The 19,319-nt window shown below is 43.6% G+C and carries 17 protein-coding genes; 3 read left to right on the top strand and 14 right to left on the bottom strand.

All coding sequences use genetic code 11. The features are described from left to right. Positions 1–29: 29 nt before the first annotated feature. A complete protein-coding gene (locus HF888_RS06125) occupies positions 30–1,715 on the bottom strand; it encodes an AMP-binding protein (RefSeq protein WP_007016391.1) in 1,686 nt (561 codons plus the stop codon). 552 nt (positions 1,716–2,267) lie between these two features. Here HF888_RS06125 and HF888_RS06120 point away from each other — a divergent pair. Then, positions 2,268–3,176: an alpha/beta fold hydrolase gene (locus HF888_RS06120; RefSeq protein ID WP_133308406.1), complete on the top strand. Its 909-nt coding sequence runs from the start codon at positions 2,268–2,270 to the stop codon at positions 3,174–3,176. 117 nt (positions 3,177–3,293) lie between these two features. Here HF888_RS06120 and HF888_RS06115 read toward each other — a convergent pair whose 3' ends face one another. The 13 genes from HF888_RS06115 to HF888_RS06055 form a co-directional block, all read right to left on the bottom strand. Further along, the gene (locus HF888_RS06115; RefSeq protein ID WP_007016389.1) at positions 3,294–4,277 is read right to left on the bottom strand and encodes an AgmX/PglI C-terminal domain-containing protein; all 984 of its coding nucleotides are present in this window, start codon (positions 4,275–4,277) and stop codon (positions 3,294–3,296) included. 1 nt (position 4,278) lies between these two features. Next, on the bottom strand, positions 4,279–4,785 hold the full coding sequence (locus tag HF888_RS06110) for an ExbD/TolR family protein (RefSeq protein WP_007016388.1): 507 nt from the start codon (positions 4,783–4,785) through the stop codon (positions 4,279–4,281). Next, on the bottom strand, positions 4,782–5,291 hold the full coding sequence (locus tag HF888_RS06105; protein WP_007016387.1) for an ExbD/TolR family protein: 510 nt from the start codon (positions 5,289–5,291) through the stop codon (positions 4,782–4,784). The genes HF888_RS06110 and HF888_RS06105 overlap by 4 nt, the downstream gene beginning before the upstream one ends. Positions 5,292–5,319: 28 nt before the next feature. Further along, entirely contained in the window at positions 5,320–5,985 is a 666-nt protein-coding gene (locus tag HF888_RS06100; protein WP_007016386.1) for a MotA/TolQ/ExbB proton channel family protein, read from the bottom strand. A 158-nt stretch (positions 5,986–6,143) separates the two neighbouring features. After that, positions 6,144–6,428 (bottom strand): hypothetical protein, encoded by a 285-nt coding sequence (locus tag HF888_RS06095; protein ID WP_007016385.1) that lies wholly within the window; start codon positions 6,426–6,428, stop codon positions 6,144–6,146. After that, positions 6,425–7,054 (bottom strand): tetratricopeptide repeat protein, encoded by a 630-nt coding sequence (locus tag HF888_RS06090; RefSeq protein WP_007016384.1) that lies wholly within the window; start codon positions 7,052–7,054, stop codon positions 6,425–6,427. Before HF888_RS06090 ends, HF888_RS06095 begins: the two co-directional genes overlap by 4 nt. Beyond that, positions 7,029–9,860 carry a tetratricopeptide repeat protein gene (locus tag HF888_RS06085; protein WP_040297383.1) on the bottom strand — a complete coding sequence of 944 codons (2,832 nt, stop codon included), beginning with the start codon at positions 9,858–9,860 and terminating at the stop codon, positions 7,029–7,031. The genes HF888_RS06090 and HF888_RS06085 overlap by 26 nt, the downstream gene beginning before the upstream one ends. After that, entirely contained in the window at positions 9,857–11,749 is a 1,893-nt protein-coding gene (locus HF888_RS06080; RefSeq protein WP_007016382.1) for a GumC domain-containing protein, read from the bottom strand. Before HF888_RS06080 ends, HF888_RS06085 begins: the two co-directional genes overlap by 4 nt. A gap of 1 nt (position 11,750) precedes the next feature. Next, complete coding sequence (locus tag HF888_RS06075) at positions 11,751–12,260, bottom strand: hypothetical protein (protein WP_007016381.1); 510 nt, start codon at positions 12,258–12,260, stop codon at positions 11,751–11,753. Between the two features lie 255 nt (positions 12,261–12,515). Beyond that, positions 12,516–13,700, bottom strand: coding sequence for a vWA domain-containing protein (locus HF888_RS06070; protein WP_007016380.1), 1,185 nt, complete (start codon positions 13,698–13,700; stop codon positions 12,516–12,518). A gap of 9 nt (positions 13,701–13,709) precedes the next feature. Then, a complete protein-coding gene (locus HF888_RS06065) occupies positions 13,710–14,546 on the bottom strand; it encodes an AAA family ATPase (protein WP_007016379.1) in 837 nt (278 codons plus the stop codon). 182 nt (positions 14,547–14,728) lie between these two features. Next, positions 14,729–17,332 carry a VWA domain-containing protein gene (locus tag HF888_RS06060; protein WP_007016378.1) on the bottom strand — a complete coding sequence of 868 codons (2,604 nt, stop codon included), beginning with the start codon at positions 17,330–17,332 and terminating at the stop codon, positions 14,729–14,731. Between the two features lie 52 nt (positions 17,333–17,384). Beyond that, a complete protein-coding gene (locus HF888_RS06055) occupies positions 17,385–18,056 on the bottom strand; it encodes a YEATS-associated helix-containing protein (RefSeq protein WP_007016377.1) in 672 nt (223 codons plus the stop codon). 253 nt (positions 18,057–18,309) lie between these two features. Here HF888_RS06055 and HF888_RS06050 point away from each other — a divergent pair, with 253 nt between their 5' ends. Then, positions 18,310–18,849 (top strand): DUF416 family protein, encoded by a 540-nt coding sequence (locus HF888_RS06050; protein WP_007016376.1) that lies wholly within the window; start codon positions 18,310–18,312, stop codon positions 18,847–18,849. Next, complete coding sequence (locus HF888_RS06045; RefSeq protein WP_168367048.1) at positions 18,842–19,279, top strand: hypothetical protein; 438 nt, start codon at positions 18,842–18,844, stop codon at positions 19,277–19,279. The genes HF888_RS06050 and HF888_RS06045 overlap by 8 nt, the downstream gene beginning before the upstream one ends. Positions 19,280–19,319 lie beyond the last annotated feature (40 nt).

The raw sequence follows: 19,319 nt of genomic DNA, 5'->3' as shown, positions 1-19,319 counted from the left end.
GCGTTCGTAAGCGTTAAACAATCAAATGATTATTTGCTTGTTTCTTCATCGCGAAGTTCACGACGAAGAATCTTACCTACGTTAGTTTTTGGTAGTTCTTCACGGAACTCAACCATCTTAGGTACTTTATAAGCGGTAAGACGTTCGCGCGCAAAATCCTTCACGTCTTTCGGCGTTAGTGACGGATTGCTGGTAACGGCAAAGATCTTAACTTGCTCACCTGTAGTATCATCAGGTACACCAACAGCAGCACATTCAACAATATCAGGGTGACCTGCTACAACGTCCTCTACTTCGTTCGGATATACGTTAAAGCCAGACACGATGATCATGTCTTTCTTGCGGTCAACGATTTTCAGATAACCATCTTCCTGAATCTGAGCCATATCACCCGTCTTCAACCAGCCGTCTTCGGTGATCGTTTCTGCAGTGGCTTCAGGACGCTGCCAATAACCTTTCATAACCTGCGGACCTTTTACACAAAGCTCGCCAGCCTCTCCTACAGGAAGATCATTTCCTTCTTCATCAATAACCTTACAGACAGTATTAGAAACAGGCATACCGATAGTGCCTATTTGTGTATGACCTGGAGGGTTAAACGCAACGATTGGCGAGGTTTCGGTCATACCATAACCTTCAGATACTTCGCATCCTGTTACTTCTTTCCAACGATCGGCTGCCGCTTTTGTTAACGCCATACCACCAGAGATGGTTAGCTGTAGGTTACTAAAATCTAGCTTACGGAAGTCTTCGTTATTGCATAGACCGACAAATAACGTGTTCAAACCTAGGAAAGCATTGAACTTCCATTTTTTTAGTTCGCTAATGAAGCCTGGTAGATCACGTGGATTCGGAATCAAAACGTTATGATTACCTGTTTCCATTAGAACCATGCAGTTAACGGTGAACGCATAAATATGGTAAAGGGGGAGTGGAGCCACTACTACTTTTGCTGATTCGTCTCCGCCCTTGCTTAAGCCCATCATAAACAATGGGTGAGCTTGACACATGTTCGCAACGAGGTTGCGGTTCGTTAACATCGCACCCTTGGCAACACCAGTTGTACCACCGGTATACTGCAATACCGCAATATCTTCTGGAGCTGACGAGACAGGACTATAACTTGATTTTTTACCTTGCTTTAGGCAATTAAGTAGCGTCTTGTGACCAGGAAGCGTGAACGGCTCAACTTCTTTTTTAACATTTTTTACAACGAAGTTAACCAGTGTACGCTTTAGTGGGCTACACATGTCCCCTGCTTGTGTCACAATCACGTGCTCAATTTGAGTCTTAGGAACAACACGATCTGCTTTTCCTGCCATGTTCGCCAACACAACCAAGGCTTTCGCACCTGAGTCATTGAACTGATGTTCCATCTCGCGCTCGGTGTACAAAGGATTGGTATTCACAACCACAAGACCGGCGCGCATAGCGCCAAATACAACTACCGGATATTGCAATAAGTTAGGTAATTGAACCGCAATACGATCACCTTTTTGCAAGTTTGTGTCGTTTTGGAGGTAAGCGGCAAAATCTGCTGTTAATTGGTCTAATTCGGAATAAGAGAGAGTTTTACCCAATGCAGTAAAGGCAGGACGATCAGCATACTTTTTAACACTGTGGTTAAACACTTCTACCACATTGGCATACTTATCAACGTCAACCGTCGCTGGTAAACCCTCAGGATATTTGTCACTAAAGAAATTCTCGTTCATACCGCCTCCACAGTAAGGTACGCTTAATGGGCATCTGCCTTTAGCATTATTTTTTATTGTATAACTTAAGGGCACTCTAATAAGTCAATTTGGCTCTGCAAGACGCCTGTAGTGCTTTCATTCAAGGAAGGCTTCGCCGCGTAATGACGAGTCCTTTCCCAGAAGTCTGACACCGAAGGAAAGTGCTACAGGCCTTGCCCTTCGGGGCCTTGCTCGTGTTCCAATCTCTGTGTTGTGCTATTTCGATTTAACCCGTTAGACCTTCAATACCACGCCTTGATCTTGAAACAAGAATAAGGCCAGAGCTTAAAGTGACTTATTAGAGGCGCCCTTATATACAGCAGGAATTTGGACAGTAGAGCAGACTACCAGTTTTACCCCCACTCGCAAAGTCCCAAAATGCCCAAAATGTCTAATCTGATTATTTTATGGACACTCCCCTGACGAGTTTTTAAACAAGTAGAGCTGAGCTGCTGCGAAGTGCGTATTTTTTTGCGGGATAGTGATAGGATTAAGGCAAATAAAAACAACATGCATCATCGGGACTTTCTCGTGCAAAAACATTCAATCACCTCACAAGACAACCATGTCATTGAAGCTTTTAGCTGGCCAATAGAATCTGCAAAGGCTTGTATTCACATCAACCATGGCATGGCTGAGCATGCAGAACGCTACAATGAATTAGCCATGCATCTGAATACTCAAGGATTTTCGGTAATTGCTCATAATCATCGTGGTCATGGGCATTGTGAAAATAAAAACGAAGCATTAGGTCACTACGCGGATAACCTGGGATGGGAAAAAGTCGTCAACGATATCGACTATGTACGAGATGCTTTGGCTGATACTACCCTGCCTTACATTATAATGGGGCACAGTATGGGGTCTTTCATTATTCAAGGATATTTACTGCGCAATCAACCCACAGTGGATGGCGTCGTTTTATCGGGCAGCAATTGGCAACCAACGGCCTTACTGAAAGCTGCAACATTCGTTTCTAAAATAGAGTCTGTTCGACTATCACCATCGAAACCAAGCCCTGTTTTACAGTTCCTGTCTTTTGGCACTTTCAATAAACCCTTTAAACCCAATCGCACGGATTTCGATTGGTTGAGCCGCGATCCAGAGCAAGTAGATCGTTATATAAACGATACCCTTTGTGGTTTCGATTGTACTGTTCGGTTATGGCAGGATTTCTTTATTGGCATGAGCGAGATTTTTACTAACTCTGGATTCAAGACAATCAATCAAAATAAACCCCTCTACATCTATGGCGGAGAGAAAGATCCTGTAGGCAACTTCGGCAAAGGTTTACCAAAACTCGCCAAGCAGTATCAGAAAAATGGATGGGAAGACGTTACCATGAAGCTCTATAAAGATGGTCGACACGAAATGATCAATGAGACCAACCGTCACGAAGTTTTCAATGATCTCAGTGAGTGGCTCCTATCGCGCTTTTAAGCACCTGCGATTATCTAACGCTAAGGCGATAAAAAAGGCTTACTAGTAAAAGTAAGCCTTTTCTTTTTGCCAAGACTAGCCTGGCAACGCTAGTAACCTATGCTTTCTTAGAGTCGGCTAAGGAGCAAAGGTTAATGGAAACTCGAATTCGTCCTCTGCTGAAGCACGATCGAATGCTAGCATTTTGCAAGTCATCGTCATACGACGCATAACTTTTTTATCATCCAATTCCGATTCTTTGACAATACAGTCTTTCACTTCACCACTTGCAGCAACCGTAATCCCTAACGTGACAGTTCCTTGCAATACCGGGTTAGAACGCAAAGCGCGACGGTAAATTCTGTCAAAACGAGATTTGTTTTGTTCAAACACACGACGAATATCCATTTGTGAACGAGCCATACCTGGTGTCTTTTCTTGCGCACGAGTATTGTCAGCCAAAGCTTCCTGCGGCAATTCTTCTACTTCAGTGGTATCTCGCTCTGCTACTTGCAGATTTTCTGCCCCGGTTTCTCTCGTTAATTTGGATTCGTCCACACCTGAGACCCGCTCAACCGCATTCGTATCAACCACTGTGCCTACCGTAGTAGCCGCTGCCCCAGCGTTTGTGAGCGCGGAATTATCTACCAGCCTTGTCATATCGTCTGCCATACTACGCATCTCAGAAAGATTATCGGAGAAATCCGCGATCAGTTTTTTCGCTTTTTCCTTAGCCGCTTTTACTCGCTCAGGAGTACGTTCTTTTTTGGGAACGGCCTTCGGTTTAGGTTTGGGCTTTGGTTTTGCTACCACCTTCGGCACAGGCTTTGGTTTCGCTTTCACCTCAGCTTTTTTCTCAATCTTTTCAGGTTTGGGCTTTTCTTGAACCTTAGGAACGGGCTTAGGTTTAGGCGTTTCTTTTTTCCGCTTTATAACCCGCGCCAATTGCGGTGGTAACTCTTCTGCTTTATGACGTTCAATTTCTGGCAACTGAATACTTGGAATCACAATTCCAAGTATTACTGTCACAGCTAAGAGCGCAATTAAAACGAGCTTAAACAACCGCTCTTGCTGGCCATTAGACCAAGGTAGTTGAGGCGCTTGATATTGAATACTACTCATATCAGGCCCCCTGCTCTGCTTGTTTTTGAACAGCCAGAGAAATCTGAGTGAACTGGGCTTTCTGACAAGTGGCCATAATCCGCTTTAGTACTTTATACGGAATACCTTCATCTCCCATGATCGTAATCGGTCGCCCAATTTCCTGCTCTATTGCGCTAGCAGGGGAACGCTGGGCCAAATAAGTCAGTTCTTCTCTCAATGCAGCAATGGTTTCTACCTCTTCAGGTAATTGCAATACATCTTGGACTTTTGCCACTGCGCGACCTTGCACTACAATATCGTCATTACTCACCATAAGATTAACTGTGTTTTGCGGTTGCGAATCAGCCATGCTTTTAGGTAATTTGATACTATCGTTGCTCATCACTTCCACATCACTTTGGTTCATCATTAAGAAGAAAACCATAATGGTGAAAATATCCATTAACGATACTAGATTTAAGCCAGCTTGCTTTTTATTTCGACTATGATGCCTGGCCATTCGCTTTGCACGACGTGAAGACTTCATTGCGCCAGACCTCCTGATACCAAGCGAGGTGCATCACCAAGTGATACGTCAGGAAACAAAACGGCATTGACCACACTAGCAGCAATAACAGCAGGAAAGCTTTTCGCAGTGTCGATCACGCTAACCAAAACTTGGTAGTCAATATCCGGCTCTGACAAGATCACGATATCCGTGCGTTCGTTACCTAATTTTTTCTTCATTGCCTGCAGAGTTTTAGATAAGCCTTCGAAATTGTATTGCCCATCTTTTTTAGGTAGGGTTTCGATGGTCAAAGGACCAAAATTAACCACCATTTCACTTTCGCGTACGATCACTTCAAGCGTTAACTCTTCAGGATCCAAATCTTGCTGCTTCAATTCTTCCTCCAATGGTAATCGCAGCTCAAGCACAGTGATATGATTAAACACCATGCTGATTAGCAATACCGGAACCAGAATAATCATTAGGTTCATGAAGGAGGTAATATCTAATTCTGCCTCTTGCTGGGCACGTCTATGGCGTCTCATGCCAACCTCCGAATATAAAATTTGCGTATTACTTAGCTACTTTACTAGCAGTCTGAGGCTGCGCTGAAGCTGGCTTACGCTCAGTAATAATATTCAGAAATTTAACACCGGCCATTTCAAGGCTATCAATGATCTCCGCAGTGCGACTTTGCAAAACCGTATGCACCAATAGCAGAGGTATAGCAGAAATAAGACCGAATGCTGTGGTGTTCATGGCCACAGAAATCGATTGGGAAAGCAATGTCGCCTTCTCCGAAGGAGCGGCAGATGCCACTGCGGTGAAAGCTGCAATCAAACCAATAATCGTACCCAGTAGTCCCATTAACGTTGATATATTGGCAAGTGTCGCTATGTAAGGGGTACGCTTTTCTAACTTTGGAATCGTCTCCATTAAGCCCTCTTCCATTGCATACTCGATATCTTCTCGCTTAGTACTGGAAGGCATACGAGCAATACCTGCGGCGAAAATACTGGCTACATCACTATTGTTCTGGTTTGCGTAGCTAAGTGCTGATTTGTAATCCTTTCGTTGGATCATAGGCAATAACTCTTCAAAAGCACTCCGATTACTGCGCTTGGCTGAAGATATACTTAAAAGACGTTCGATGGCGATGGCTAGACCGACCACTAATATTACGGCAATTGGATACATGAACATGCCGCCGTCTTGGAAAAAACGAATAATGGTATCCATTGTGTACTTCCTCTCGTGTCACACGTTTTTATTATTGTATTTTGGATGGTTTCGAGAAAACCAAAGTTATTATTATTTTTATACCGCTTTCTTCAGTATGGTTGAAAACCAATGAATCGACGCGAGCGATTAATTGTCGCTAACTGGCTATTAAAAGCTTATTGCACCACAAGGTCAATGTCATTTTTTTGCTGCTGCCAATCTCGATGCAACTGGTATTCTCGCTCAAATTGATAGGGGTCCAATGGCTTTAGTCGTTCCATACGTGAGCCAGTAACCGGCGTATATAACCGCTCTGCTCCTTTCGGATTTTGCCAAGGAATAACATACATCACTTGGGGAGCTTCGTTATCGCCTTTTATTTTGATACCTTCTAATTTGACCACATCTTTTGCCAACGCTTGAGACACAAGAAACAATAGTGATATAGCTAAATGTCTCATTGAGAATCTCCGGCTATTTGCGTTTCAACGTTCGCCCGACGGTTGATATCAACAATCCATCCTGCCACTTGTCGATCAGGCTCACTTTGCAACGATTGATACGTTTGATAATGCTCACTCGCTTTCGCTAAATTTCCCATGTAGATATCGTATAGGATCCCAATATTTCGGTAGCTAGCAGCATAGTCTTTATCTGCATCAATCGCCTTTAAATATTGTTGCTCAGCACGCTCGAACTGACCTTGTTGTCGGTAAACCCAACCCAATTGGTTTAATGCTTTAACATTATTTGGTTTTTTTTCGATAGCCTTTTGAAGATAAGCAACAGCCTCATCCCATTGTTCTTGTTGGCTTGCAATTACTCCCAAGTTAGCAAAAGGTCCTGAGAGCTGGGGATAATCTTGGGTCATATTAACCAACAAGGACTTTGCTTGAGACCATTGCTGGTGGTTCATATGAGTAATAGCCTTTTTATAGGCCTTTGCCGCTTCATCTGGAATCTCGATTACTTTCGACTGTACATTCGCTTCGACGTTTTCTTTTGTCGGCGCAGAAGCAAAGCAACCGGACAAAAATAACATACTGACGATCAAAGAGGTTTTAATGAATTTCGGCGATAACGTCATAGTTAATCTCCTTTTTAGCATAACGAGCAGGCATCAAAGTGCCTAGGGCATCTACACTCTTTGCAATCCAATTATCATATAATCCATCCCAACTACGCTTAATATTACTTTCGTGAATATTGATAGCTGCTTCCTCAAATGGGAAAGCTTGATCTTCCAACAGAAACTCATATTCTTCGAGCTCCAACTCATCCAAGCCCGCGGGTCGTTCCGAATTCATTAAATCGCGAGACAGTTCTCCATAGATCTCTGCTATTTGGAAAGTTGCTGCCGTGGTGAATTCTTGAACTTCCATTTTTGCCGTACGTTTATAAGCATCCAGTGTAGATTTAAGCGCAACCTTTTTCTTGGCCAGACTTGTTCGTAACGGCAGAGTCAATGGAATCTTTGCGTAATCACGACGCTTATAATCCGCTAAATCAAATGACGCTTTGGCAGCCAAGAAACGAGAACGGTCAGTTCTCTCTTTACCGGCTTTCTTGTCAGCGATAATCAGTTTATCTAGCCAATATTGACGTTTTTCATGCTGTTCCTGCTTATTGTAAATATTCTCTAGGCGACTAATGGCCTCTAGTTGAGCATTAAATGGCTTTGGATAATTATGAGCATAGCGCTTGAGCATGGTCATGGCATTTTCCATATCGTTCGCTTTCTCAAAGTATTCTGCTGCTTGATAAAGCGCAATACGTTGTTCATTGCGAACTCTTGAAGTACGCCAGATTGTCTCTAACTCGTAGGCAGCTTTATCCCATTCCTGTGTATTTTCGTAAGCAATGATCAACTTGGATGGAATATCTTTGGCTAGCTTGTGCTTAGGAAATTGTTCGCGAAAACTTAGTAAAAGTTCCTGCGCTCGGTCCCATTTTTGCGCCTTCATTAGGTAAGACGCTGCATCATAATGAGCGGTAATTCGGATAGGAGAACTGGGAACGCGCTCACCAACACGCATAAATGTATCCACAGCGTTATCGATTTGCTTAGCTTCAACCAAAGCCACCGCTTGCTTGTAAATACTGGCAGCTAATTTTTCCTGTACATCCTTGACCTTATTCTTTTCCAAATGCTTCCCTGAAAGGACCTTAGAATAGGCCTGCTCTGCTTCAACATATTGCTTAAGATCAAAATGGCTATGACCCTTAATTAATAAGGCAACAGAAATTTGGCTTGGGCTTGCCTTAGGATTGCTTAATACTTGCTGAGCTACGCTAGTAGCTTTGTCGAACTGATTAAGACTGAATAACCCCTCTGCCGCGCGCGCCAAAACCTGTGCCACGTTACTACTATTGGGAAAACTTTGTGAGTAACGTATGGCTGTATCTACTTTTTGTTGTACCCATTGATTGTACGATTCACCTTTTGATTTAGCGATAAGTTGGTTATAGGTCACTAAAGCTGCAAAGCCTGACTCTTCTGCTTTGTCATGCCTTGGGCTATCAAATGCACCTGCCAAATAGGATGACACTGCTTGATCGTACCGACCAACTTCAAATAACGCCTCGCCCTTTAAAAAATGCATTTCACCCACGTTACTATCATTGGGGAAGGTCAAAATATATTCGTCATACCAGCGAGACGCTGCTAAAAGATGATTAAATTTTATCTTAAGCGATTTGCTCTTTTGTCCTTTTGCGTGGTGATACTGAGCTAGTTCTGATGCATAAGTTTTAATATTCGGACGAATCATCTCGCGAATGTCCTCACCATATAGATTCCAGAACTTACTTCTCGTGCCATAACGTTCAACATAAGCCATCTTATGTTCTAAGACCTGATCAATATAGCCAGCCTGCTTATAGGTTTTCACAACATTGCTATAGAAAGCAGGTGCCAGCACATCGTTCGGTGATGTTTGTACAAATGCAGTAAACGTTCGTGCTGCATCTGTATATTGCTGTTTAGACAAATAGTACTCTGCTAGAGAGTCATAGATGAGATATTCATAGTGGCGTTTGCCAATTCGCTGGAACAGGTTAGCTATTTGACGATGACCACGGCCGGCAGAGAAAATCATACTCATCACACGCGTGGTATCCTCCAGCAGGTCTTTGTCGCTTCGCGATGCCGTCACGATAGCCGCTGTATCTTCGAAGCGCTCATCAATAACCGCAATAAAAGATATGAGTGCTTCGTCAAATTTGCTCTGTTTAAACTCGCTCCAGCCCATCATATATTGTGCGCTGAGGTAAAATCGATTATCACTAGATTGCTGGGTTACCTTGGCAAACGACCGTTCAGCATTATCGTATTGGCCAAGCGTAAAATAGATATCCCCCATGCGATAATAGGATTCCATCAACAGTTCTGATTTTTCAAAACGAGCCACAAGCCTTTGTAAGGCATTGAGGGAGGATACGCTATCTCCTTTTAGAGAGTAAACTTTAGCCAATTGATAAAGCAGCATATCGCTATCAAGTCTATTGGGAAATAATTTGAGAACGCGTTCGTATGTGGTGATCGCCTCGTCATAAACCGCCTCTACTTGTTTTTGATCTACTTTTTCAACGTCTTCTGACAAAATCTCTTCGAGATCCATGAGCTTAAGATCAGCCAAGCGGTGCATAACATGTACGCGAGTATCGTTGTTAGGCGCCAACTGTAAAAACTGTTGATATCGACGAATGGCTTCTTTGGTATCCGTTTCCGGTGGGTTCATCTTAGCGAGACGAAAACCTATCGGGCGAATATTGGCAATAGTCTTATCTGTGAGATCCTCCTCCACACTGACTACACTCTTCTGTGGTTGCGTAGAACAAGCCACAGTAATAATGGAGACTAAGACGACCCCCAAACATTTTCTAAGCATCATTGCTTCACCTCCGCGACGGCTTCATTGCGGGACTTATTTGATGTCTCATCAAACAAACGGGCAGAAGCCAAGCGAGCCTGAAGCTGATATTCCACAACCTTTTCTTGTCGCTTCTTGATGTCAGCTTTAACAATACTACCCACTTGTTCTCGTTGCTTACGATAGGTTCTCTCTAACTTTGCCAATTGCGTAGTATATTTCTGTTTTAACACAGCAATTTTCGAGTCAAATCCTTGATAAGACCGAGGCGCGATCTGATAGGCATATTGTGTTGCCTTAATTTGATTCTCAATACTGCGCATTTGTTGCTTAAGACCAGCCAAATTTTCAGCAATATTTTGCTTACGAGCGGCATAGCGTTCACTTAGATTCCATGACAATAAGCCTTTCACTCGGCGTAAACGCTGCTGATAATGTTGATCCGTTTCTAATGCACTTCGTCGAGTATTAACTTTCTTGAACATTTCTAGAAAACGCTTTTCTTCATTGGTAGCAAGTCCTGAACCATCAGGCTTACCAAAGGCCTGTCTAATTTTCTTCTGTAATGATTGATAACGTAAACGCAGCTTGCTTAAACGAGATGTCAGCATGCGCATTGTATTTTGCTGATGTATCTCTTTATATTCTTGCTGTCGTGTTTGCTTAGTTACTGCAAACGCCTCCAAATCCGATAACGCTTTGTTCAACTTGTTACGCATAACATGCAAGTCACGAAGGTTTTTTAACTCTCCTTGGAAATAGCTGTCTGCCATAACGTCTTTCAAATAGAATTGGTCAGGATGCTTAGGTAGCGATAAATCAACCGGAATAAATGCCCCCCACTGGTTTGGGGATTGCTGCGCTAATAAGGGCTCAATGAATTTACCTGTATTGAGGCGATCCGCACTTTCTGAAAGCTGCTCATATACTCGATCGTATTGATCTACTGCGTATTCAAATGCACCTAATGCCATCACCTTGGCATTTAACTTTTCTAGTAAAAATGGAATTGCGATCAGAGTTTCCTGAACATCTTGATTTAAGGGAGAATGTGCTGTTTTCAGCATGTACCACGGTTGAAGTGCATCATGATATTGCCATTGCTCAGTCAATGCCCAGCCATAAGTTAGCAATGCTTTTGGAGTGTAAGGGCCATCTAAATTAACTGCCTTAAGGTGTTTGATGGCGCTACGCCCTCTGCCAGTTGCATAAAAAAAGCGACCGGCCATTAGATTAATACGATCACTCAATATGTCATGCGATTCCACCTGTGTACTAAGTTGTAGCGCTTTAGAGAAAGCTGCGTCCACTTTACTAATATGAACATCGCGCTCAGTGTAGCTCACGGCCAAATTAAGAAAACCATAAGTGGCCCACTTGCTCTCACTATTAATCGCGAGCAAGTGACGATCAGCTGCTTCGGGACGACCAACAAACAATTCTAGAGTAGCTGCAAGGAAATGATACTCATCCTTCAGTTCAGGACTAAGATGATTGATATTGATATGTTTAACGGCCTTTAAACCACTTTGCCACCAACCTTTGGTATATAAGTGTTTAGCGAGATAAAACCATGCCTGCGCTCGAGCAGGCAATGGAATAAGGCTCATCTTTTCGGATTTAAGCAATTGATTAAATACGCGCGACGCATGCTGATCCATACCCAGACCCAATTGTGCCGCAGCCTCGTAGATATCTAATTCACGACCATATCCGCGTCCGCCATTTTGGCGTAATTCATAGGTTTTGGTTAATGCTGCATCATAGTTGCCTGAGTGCAAATAAAACAAAGTTTCTGCATAGGTAACGCTTTGCGGATTATGACGCGTGATGGGTTGTTTCACATCAGGCAATAAATCTGCGCTATGTGCGAGCGAACTGCATGCGAAAAGTAAGCACAACCGCCACATGCTACTTCCACTCTACGATGGCAAAATCTGGCTGGTTCTTAGAGGTATTTCGGCTTATTTTCACCTCAAGATATTTATTTGATCTTGCCTTACCAAAGTCTGCCACAATGACTTTCTTCACTGGGCGTCCGTCTAAATCACGACCTTGAATTTCGGCTTTTAAGTTATGCAAACCTGGCTTGAGGTTGCCGGTGTAAACTTTCTGAATTCCGCCACGTCGCAAAGCTTCTACTTGGTCAGCCGTGTACAGGTGAGAGGTAACAGCTTGCTCATCAAGCATGAGTTTGATTGAGTCAATGGCAAAGTCGTCTACTTGCTCCATGGAAACAAATACCGCAAACGATGTTGTTGCTGGATACAATAGTTTTTCTTCGAGCTCGAACAGCTCTCGATTTAATTCAACGACTTCGCTTTTTAATTCTTCGATTTCTGCGTTTAGACCTGATTCATTGGCGTAGCTGGGCCATGTCAGCACCAACGCAATGAAGAGCAATACTTGAAATGCCTTCACGTTAAACCCTTATTTTTATTATTTTGGTTTTATAAGCACGGTTCAGAATGTGCGCTGGCGTATTGTTACCTAGGCTTACAGTTGATGCAAGAGTGGTTTTCTGTACGGGTGTGCTATGCAGCACAATTAGGCGCTTTGTTTCTATTGATAAGCGGTTTAAGGTGGTTTTTTTAAGGAGAGTGTTTAAAAAGTTGAAATTGTTCTAAGAGAATAAGAGCCTGCCGAGATAAACTAGCAGGCTCAACGCGTCACACTTTATCGCGTCAGCTCTCGCATAGCATCCTCTAGACCATTAATGGTCAATGGATACATTTTGTCTTCCATAATGTCACGAATGGTATTTAATGAATTACTCCATCCCCATTGGGAATCAGGGACCGGATTTAACCACACCACTTTATCAAAGGTTTCCTTCATGCGTTGTAGCCAAACTGCGCCCGCTTCGTCATTCCAGTGTTCAACACTGCCACCTACATGAGTCACCTCATAGGGCGCCATCATGGCATCACCCACAAAAATTACCTTGTAGTCCTTGGTAAAGCGGCGCATCAATTCCCAAGTCGGGGTGCGCTCTGAGTTTTTTCGGCGGTTATCCTTCCAAACCGATTCGTACAAGCAATTATGAAAGTAGAACGTCTCCATATGCTTGAACTCCGCTCGAGCCGCCGAGAACAATTCTTCGCAAACTCGCACAAAAGGATCCATGGTTCCGCCAATGTCGAAAAACAACAGGACTTTAACGGCATTATGACGTTCCGGTACCATTTTAATATCAAGAAAACCTGCGTTATTGGCAGTCGAACTAATGGTATCGTCAAGATCTAACTCTTCAGCGGCCCCTGTGCGCGCAAACTTACGTAAGCGACGTAGAGCCACTTTTATGTTGCGGATACCTAACTCGATGTCATCATCCAGATTGCGATAATTGCGTTGCTCCCAGACTTTAATCGCTTTCTTATGGCGACTACGTCCTTGATCAACACGCATACCTTCAGGATTGAAACCATCTGCACCAAACGGTGAAGTACCACCAGTGCCGATCATTCTATTACCACCACGATGGCGCTTTTCCTGCTCTTCAAGACGCTCTCTGAACTTCTTCATTAGTTCATCAAAACCGCCTTGGGATTCGATAGCCTCCATTTCCTCCTTGCTGAACATTCGCTCAAACTCGGACTTCATCCACTCTTCTGGAATACCTTTGGCGCTGGTTAGAATTTCATCTAACTTATCGATACCCTCAAAATAATGGGCAAATGCTTTATCGAACTTATCGTAATGACGTTCGTCCTTAACGAGGCAAAGTTTACTGACATGATAAAAGTCATCTAAATCGGCAAACGCTAAGTGATGTTTCAATGCATTAATTAAGTCCAAGTACTCACGTATGGAGCAAGGTACTCGATATGTTCGCATCGTTTGAAAAAAATCAACCAGCATAAATCGACCCTAGCCTTTACGGCGTGTCATAAAAGCAAGTTTTTGCAAAAGCTCTACGTCTTGTTCGTTTTTCACCATGGCTCCATAAAGAGGAGGAATGGCACTATCACGGCTTCTCAAGGTTTCTGGATCAACGTCGTCAGCTAACAACAGTTTCAACCAATCCACCAGCTCTGATGTCGATGGTTTTTTCTTTAGACCCGGCACTTTTCGCAAATCAAAAAACACGTCCATCGCTTCGCGCAAAAGATCCTTTTTAATTTCTGGGAAGTGAACATCAACGATCTGTTGCATGGTGTCTTTATCTGGGAAGTCGATGTAGTGGAAGAAACAACGACGTAAGAATGCATCAGGCAATTCTTTCTCGTTGTTACTAGTAATCAAAATAATGGGGCGATGCTTCGCTACAATGCGCTCTTGAGTTTCGTACACAAAGAATTCCATCTTGTCTAACTCTAGTAACAAGTCGTTGGGGAATTCAATATCGGCTTTGTCAATTTCATCAATTAACAGTACCGGCGGTTTGTCTGCAGTGAACGCTTCCCACAGCTTGCCCTGTTTGATGTAGTTGCTAATATCGTGAACATCGTCGTTTCCTAGTTGCGAGTCACGCAAACGAGAAACTGCATCGTATTCGTAAAGGCCTTGGTGAGCCTTGGTCGTGGATTTAATATGCCATTGAATAAGATTAGTGCCTAAAGATTCAGCTAACTGTTCCGCAAGCATGGTTTTACCGGTACCCGGCTCACCCTTGATTAATAGTGGACGCTGAAGTGTAATCGCTGCATTCACTGCCATTTGTAGCTCTGGCGTAGCTACGTAGTCTTTCGTACCTGTAAACTTCATATCACTCTCTTAACTGAGTTCAATCAATGGATAATCCGAGCCAATGTTACATCACGAAAACGGGATTGACACTAGCCTATACCAACAATTCAATGCTCTTATAAAACAAAAAAGCCCCTGTTCGGGGCTGATTTACGCAGTATTTCTGTATTTAGATTGCTGATGAGAATCTAATCCACTCGCTAGTCCTGTTTTTTGTCGGGATCATCAACATCGTCGTCCATTAACGCGTCCACGTCGATATCGTCCAACTCGCTCTCTAAACTAGCCAAAGCCTCATCAATAGCAGCTTCTCCATCTCCCTCTGTGGTGGCTGGTTCATCTGCCACATCATCAAGCTGAGGTATGTCATCTTCGGATGGGTCTTGATCCTCCGCCTCTCCTACATCATCCAAACCATTGAGTACACTATCCAGTTCATCAATGGCAGCACTGGTTTCTTCTGCATCTAGAGTCTGTTGAGGTTCACTGTCAGCTGCTTCTTGTGGGCCCGCATCAATATCAAAATTCTCATCAAAATCAGGAATCTCATCGTCCACACTCGGACTATTGTCACTCACATCGTCACCGGCAGCCTCTTGCTCATCCCCCAAATCATCCAATTCATCCATGGAAGCTTCACCTAGCGCAACTGTTTCGTCATCATCACTATCGCTTAAATCAAAATCTTCATCGAATTCCTCATCATCCAATCCATCGTTTAAGCTCACGTCTGCCATTCCGTCGACGTCACCCGATTCTTCAGTCTTCGTTTCTTTACTTTGATCGGCCTGCTTCAGTTTACGATTCATGATGCTGCGATAGACAAAAAAGCCGCCAAGTCCTAAAAGCAGGGTTACTATGGGGATACTTATGTACAACCACAGGGGATCGCTCGGTTCTTCTACTTCAGGTTCTGGTGCCACCTCGTCCTCGGGTGCTTGCTCCGCCTGAGTGTCCAGTTCATTTTCTGGTTGTGTTTCAGATAGCTGCTCAGGCTCCTGCTGTTCCTGCATTTTTTGCTCAAGATCGGGAATTCCAGGCGCATCTTCTTGCGGTTCTTCGGATGCTTCTTGCTCTGCGGTTTCACTCATTGCCGCTTCTGCTTGTGGCTCCTCAACCTCTTCCTGAGACTCATCTGTTGCTTGATTTTGTGATGCCACTAGGTATTCATGCTGAAAATCCTCAGGGATAGGATAAGTCAAAACGATAGGCTCAGGCTTCACCCGAAAATCTTGATCCTCGCCAATTTGCCCCCTGATATTAATCGCCATTTCATAATCACCCATGCCTTTGCTAGGTGAGATCACGGCCTCCCATACTCCTTCTTCCAACCAAGGCATGGCTTGAATTATGGAGCTTCCATCTGGCCCCTTAAGTTTGGCGATCACTCGCGTACGCGAGACCTCTACATTTGGTACTTGTGGCACAACTCGCACGGCATAGCGCATTTCACCTGCTACTTCACGCTTGCGAATTTCAAAGCCCACTGGCTGCCTAACTTGAATATAAGCGGTACGCATACGCGTGAAGGTTTTACCGTCTACCGCTACTTTCAGTTCATACTGACCCTCTTTCGAAAGACGCTTAATACTTTCTGGATAAAGACCGTCTGCGGGAGGATTTTCTGGATCGCTTATTACTTTGGTGCCACTGCGACCATCCTCAGCAGTCATAGTCATTTCAACTGTCATGAGTTTTAAAAACTCTGGGCGCGTGACCACTTTGTTGTCTTCGTGCAGGTATATATTGAAGTCGATTTGTTGCTCAGGGAAAATCGTCGGTGGCAAATTATCAAGACCCAACTTCAGATCACTTACCACGGTTACACGATTGTTAGGATCAAGATCCGCTTCGATCTTCCATTTGCCCGCCTCAGGCTGAATGACCGTGACTAAATCGTAAACCGCTTGCGAGAACCATTTAGCGTTCTCTCCTGTATTCATTTGATCAATGATGGCGCCCGATGGACTCACCAGCCGTGTTGGTGCCGAGCCCTCTTCTCTAAAGACTAGGGCGGTAAACTCTTCAACGGACTCGTCAATATCAAACTGATTATCATCACTAAGAGGCACTTGTTCCGCCGCTTCTGGGGCTGCTTTATCAAATGCATTTAAGAATGCTTTTACTAGTTGCTCCGAATTTTCGACTACCTCGGCCATACCGCCCGTTTCAAGCGCTAACTTTTCTAGGAGGACTTTATCTGCCGCATTCGATAAAGCAATAGTATGAATTTTCACCCCTAAGTTTTTGTACTCACTCAAGACATCTGTGAGAATGCGCTGCCTTTCGGCTTCGTTTTTATTATCTTTTTGTGGGTCATCATCCGCAGCGATATCTACAATGCCGTCGGTTAACAAGATTGCATGCTGCTCAAAGTCACTGTCGGCAGCAAGCTTCCATGTGGCTCTTTCCATCGCTTCGCCTATGTTAGTGCGCAAGCCAAAGCTATTAATCATTTTCGCTTTTTCTTTGGCGTTGGTACGCCATTCGCTGTTCACTTCAGCTGGCGGAATCAACATGTTAACCCATTGACCGAAAGTCCAAACGCCTGCTTGGGATCCATCCGGTAACAACTGCACGATAAGGTTCAGGGCGGGAATTCGTAGATTCTCAGGATCATTGTCTTTCATAGATCCTGACATATCGATTAAAACTCGCACATCCGATGATTTCGATGTGGGTAAAAATTTAGCTTCAGCACCTTCAGGGATATCGGTGAGGTTTTCATTGGCACTAATGGCACTGAAGCCGAGCAGGAACAGACCCAAGATGAACAAGCGAATTGTATCTACTGCTATCTTCACAGACCTGCATCCTTTATCGATTTCTAGTCATATTCAATCAATTGAATAGGACTTACATCTGGCTTTCGAGTACACGACGGCCTTTTTCAGTAATATGCCAACGAACACCGTTTTTGCCACTTACCTTGCCAGCCAAGCTACGCGACACCAACACATTTAAGGTTTGTAGCATTGTCGCTTCATCGTTATTTGATTCTCGACATAAACCAGCCAAAGACCTAAATATATATCGACCAGTTGCCAACATCTTTAAGGCCTTAGAACTGGTCACATCCAATTCCTCATTGATATCCATGACATCAGGTTCTTCATCTGGCTCTAGATCCTGCTCTGTTTCTGTATCAATCAAAGGCAACAACTCGTTTTTAATGACACGTAAATCGTGATGAACAGAATCGCTTTGTTCACGAGCTCGACGCGCCGCATCCAAAATGCGATCAGACATATTGGTAATGAAGAAACGACTAGCGATCGAGCTAATCAAGCAAAAACCAGTGAATATCAGCAAGCGAGATGGGTCTCCTTGAGTTTCTAGGATCAGCTCGCTATTCACTAAATCTAAAATGACCGGCACCAAGAAGGATGCGCCGATACCGACCACCAAGCAGCGTGGCAAGCTGGTTGCGTCCGGATCGTGATCACCATACAGATAGTAATTTACTAAACCACCAAAAATGCCCGCTAATAGCATCACGGTAGCAAGAATGAATATATGACTAGCCATTTTTACCTCTCATCCATTAGAGCTGGCTCTAATGGTTTAACAGTCCTTAAACGTTCCACCCATGGCGGAATCACTTAAAGGTCCCATTGTTATCCGTACAGTACTGCTAAACCTGTATCCCTCTTATAAAACTAGACCGAAATTTCAAATGCGCAAAAAAATCAACATGTTAAGTAACACGAGACATGATGCGCCAAATATCTCGGCAGACCTCTTCAAACTGTTTATAATTCACGACAAATAAGGAGTCCGCATGAATCAATTAAACCACTGGCAGCAATTGACTATTTGCTGTGCATTATGCGAGCGCAGCATGCCCAATCTAGATCTCTATTGTGAACTCACCGAAACCTCGGAGTTGGCGCAGAATTGTAGGAAAATGCTCAACAAAGTATGGGAATACTTACGCGGTCAGCTAAAAAGCGAAAAAAACATCGAAAAACAATTGATCTTGTTAAATGACATCATGCCTGAATTGGATGAGGATCAATTTGGCGCACTAGCTGCCAATGATTGTTTGGTGGCATTGCAAAGTTGCTTGCAAGCTATTCTTGATAAAAGTATCTCAGATGCCGAAGCCATATCTCAGATGATGAGTGAACGCCTCGATCAGTTCTTGGAATTACAAGGCTTTACAACCGACCATGAATTAGTACAACGCCACAGTGCTTTTGTGATTGATCTTGAGCAGGCAGTGGCGTCTCAGACATCCCATGCTGACGTCGTTAAGCAACTAATGCCCCTCGCCAAAGATGGCGGTCTCAGTCACTTGGGAATCAGTTTAGATGACTAAGCGCTTGCTCCGAGCAATACGCCAAGTGCCTACTTTAATCTTAGTATTAGGTTACCTGTTTTTTAGTACTGCATTACTGGCGTCATCAAATGATGAAGCGACAAACGGGCATCATGACCATAACTCCCACCATCATAGTGACATCCTTTTGTTGTTAATTGCCGATAAGCTTGCTATCAAAAAATTACAGAAAGCATTTAATGAAGTAGATTCAAATAGCCAACAGCAACATAACCTCAATGAGCAGAAGTTACGGCTCAACCGCTCTTTGCAAAGATTGCGAGATTTTAGTGCGACTCCAGAAGGCTACTACGCCAATTTGGAGCTTTATCAGCAAAGTCTAGAAAACAGAGCCAATATGCTGGTAGATTTTGCTCAACTACTACATACCCACCACCAACAGCATGATCTGGGTCAAATCGGCCAATAGTCATTCCTGAGAAAATAGTACAGTTCGCAGATTCTGATCA

Source organism: Bermanella marisrubri (assembly GCF_012295615.1).
GTDB classification, from domain to species: Bacteria; Pseudomonadota; Gammaproteobacteria; order Pseudomonadales; family Oceanobacteraceae; genus Bermanella; species Bermanella marisrubri.
Note: the sequence above shows the minus strand (reverse complement) of the source record. Positions and strands in the feature narration are given on the sequence as shown.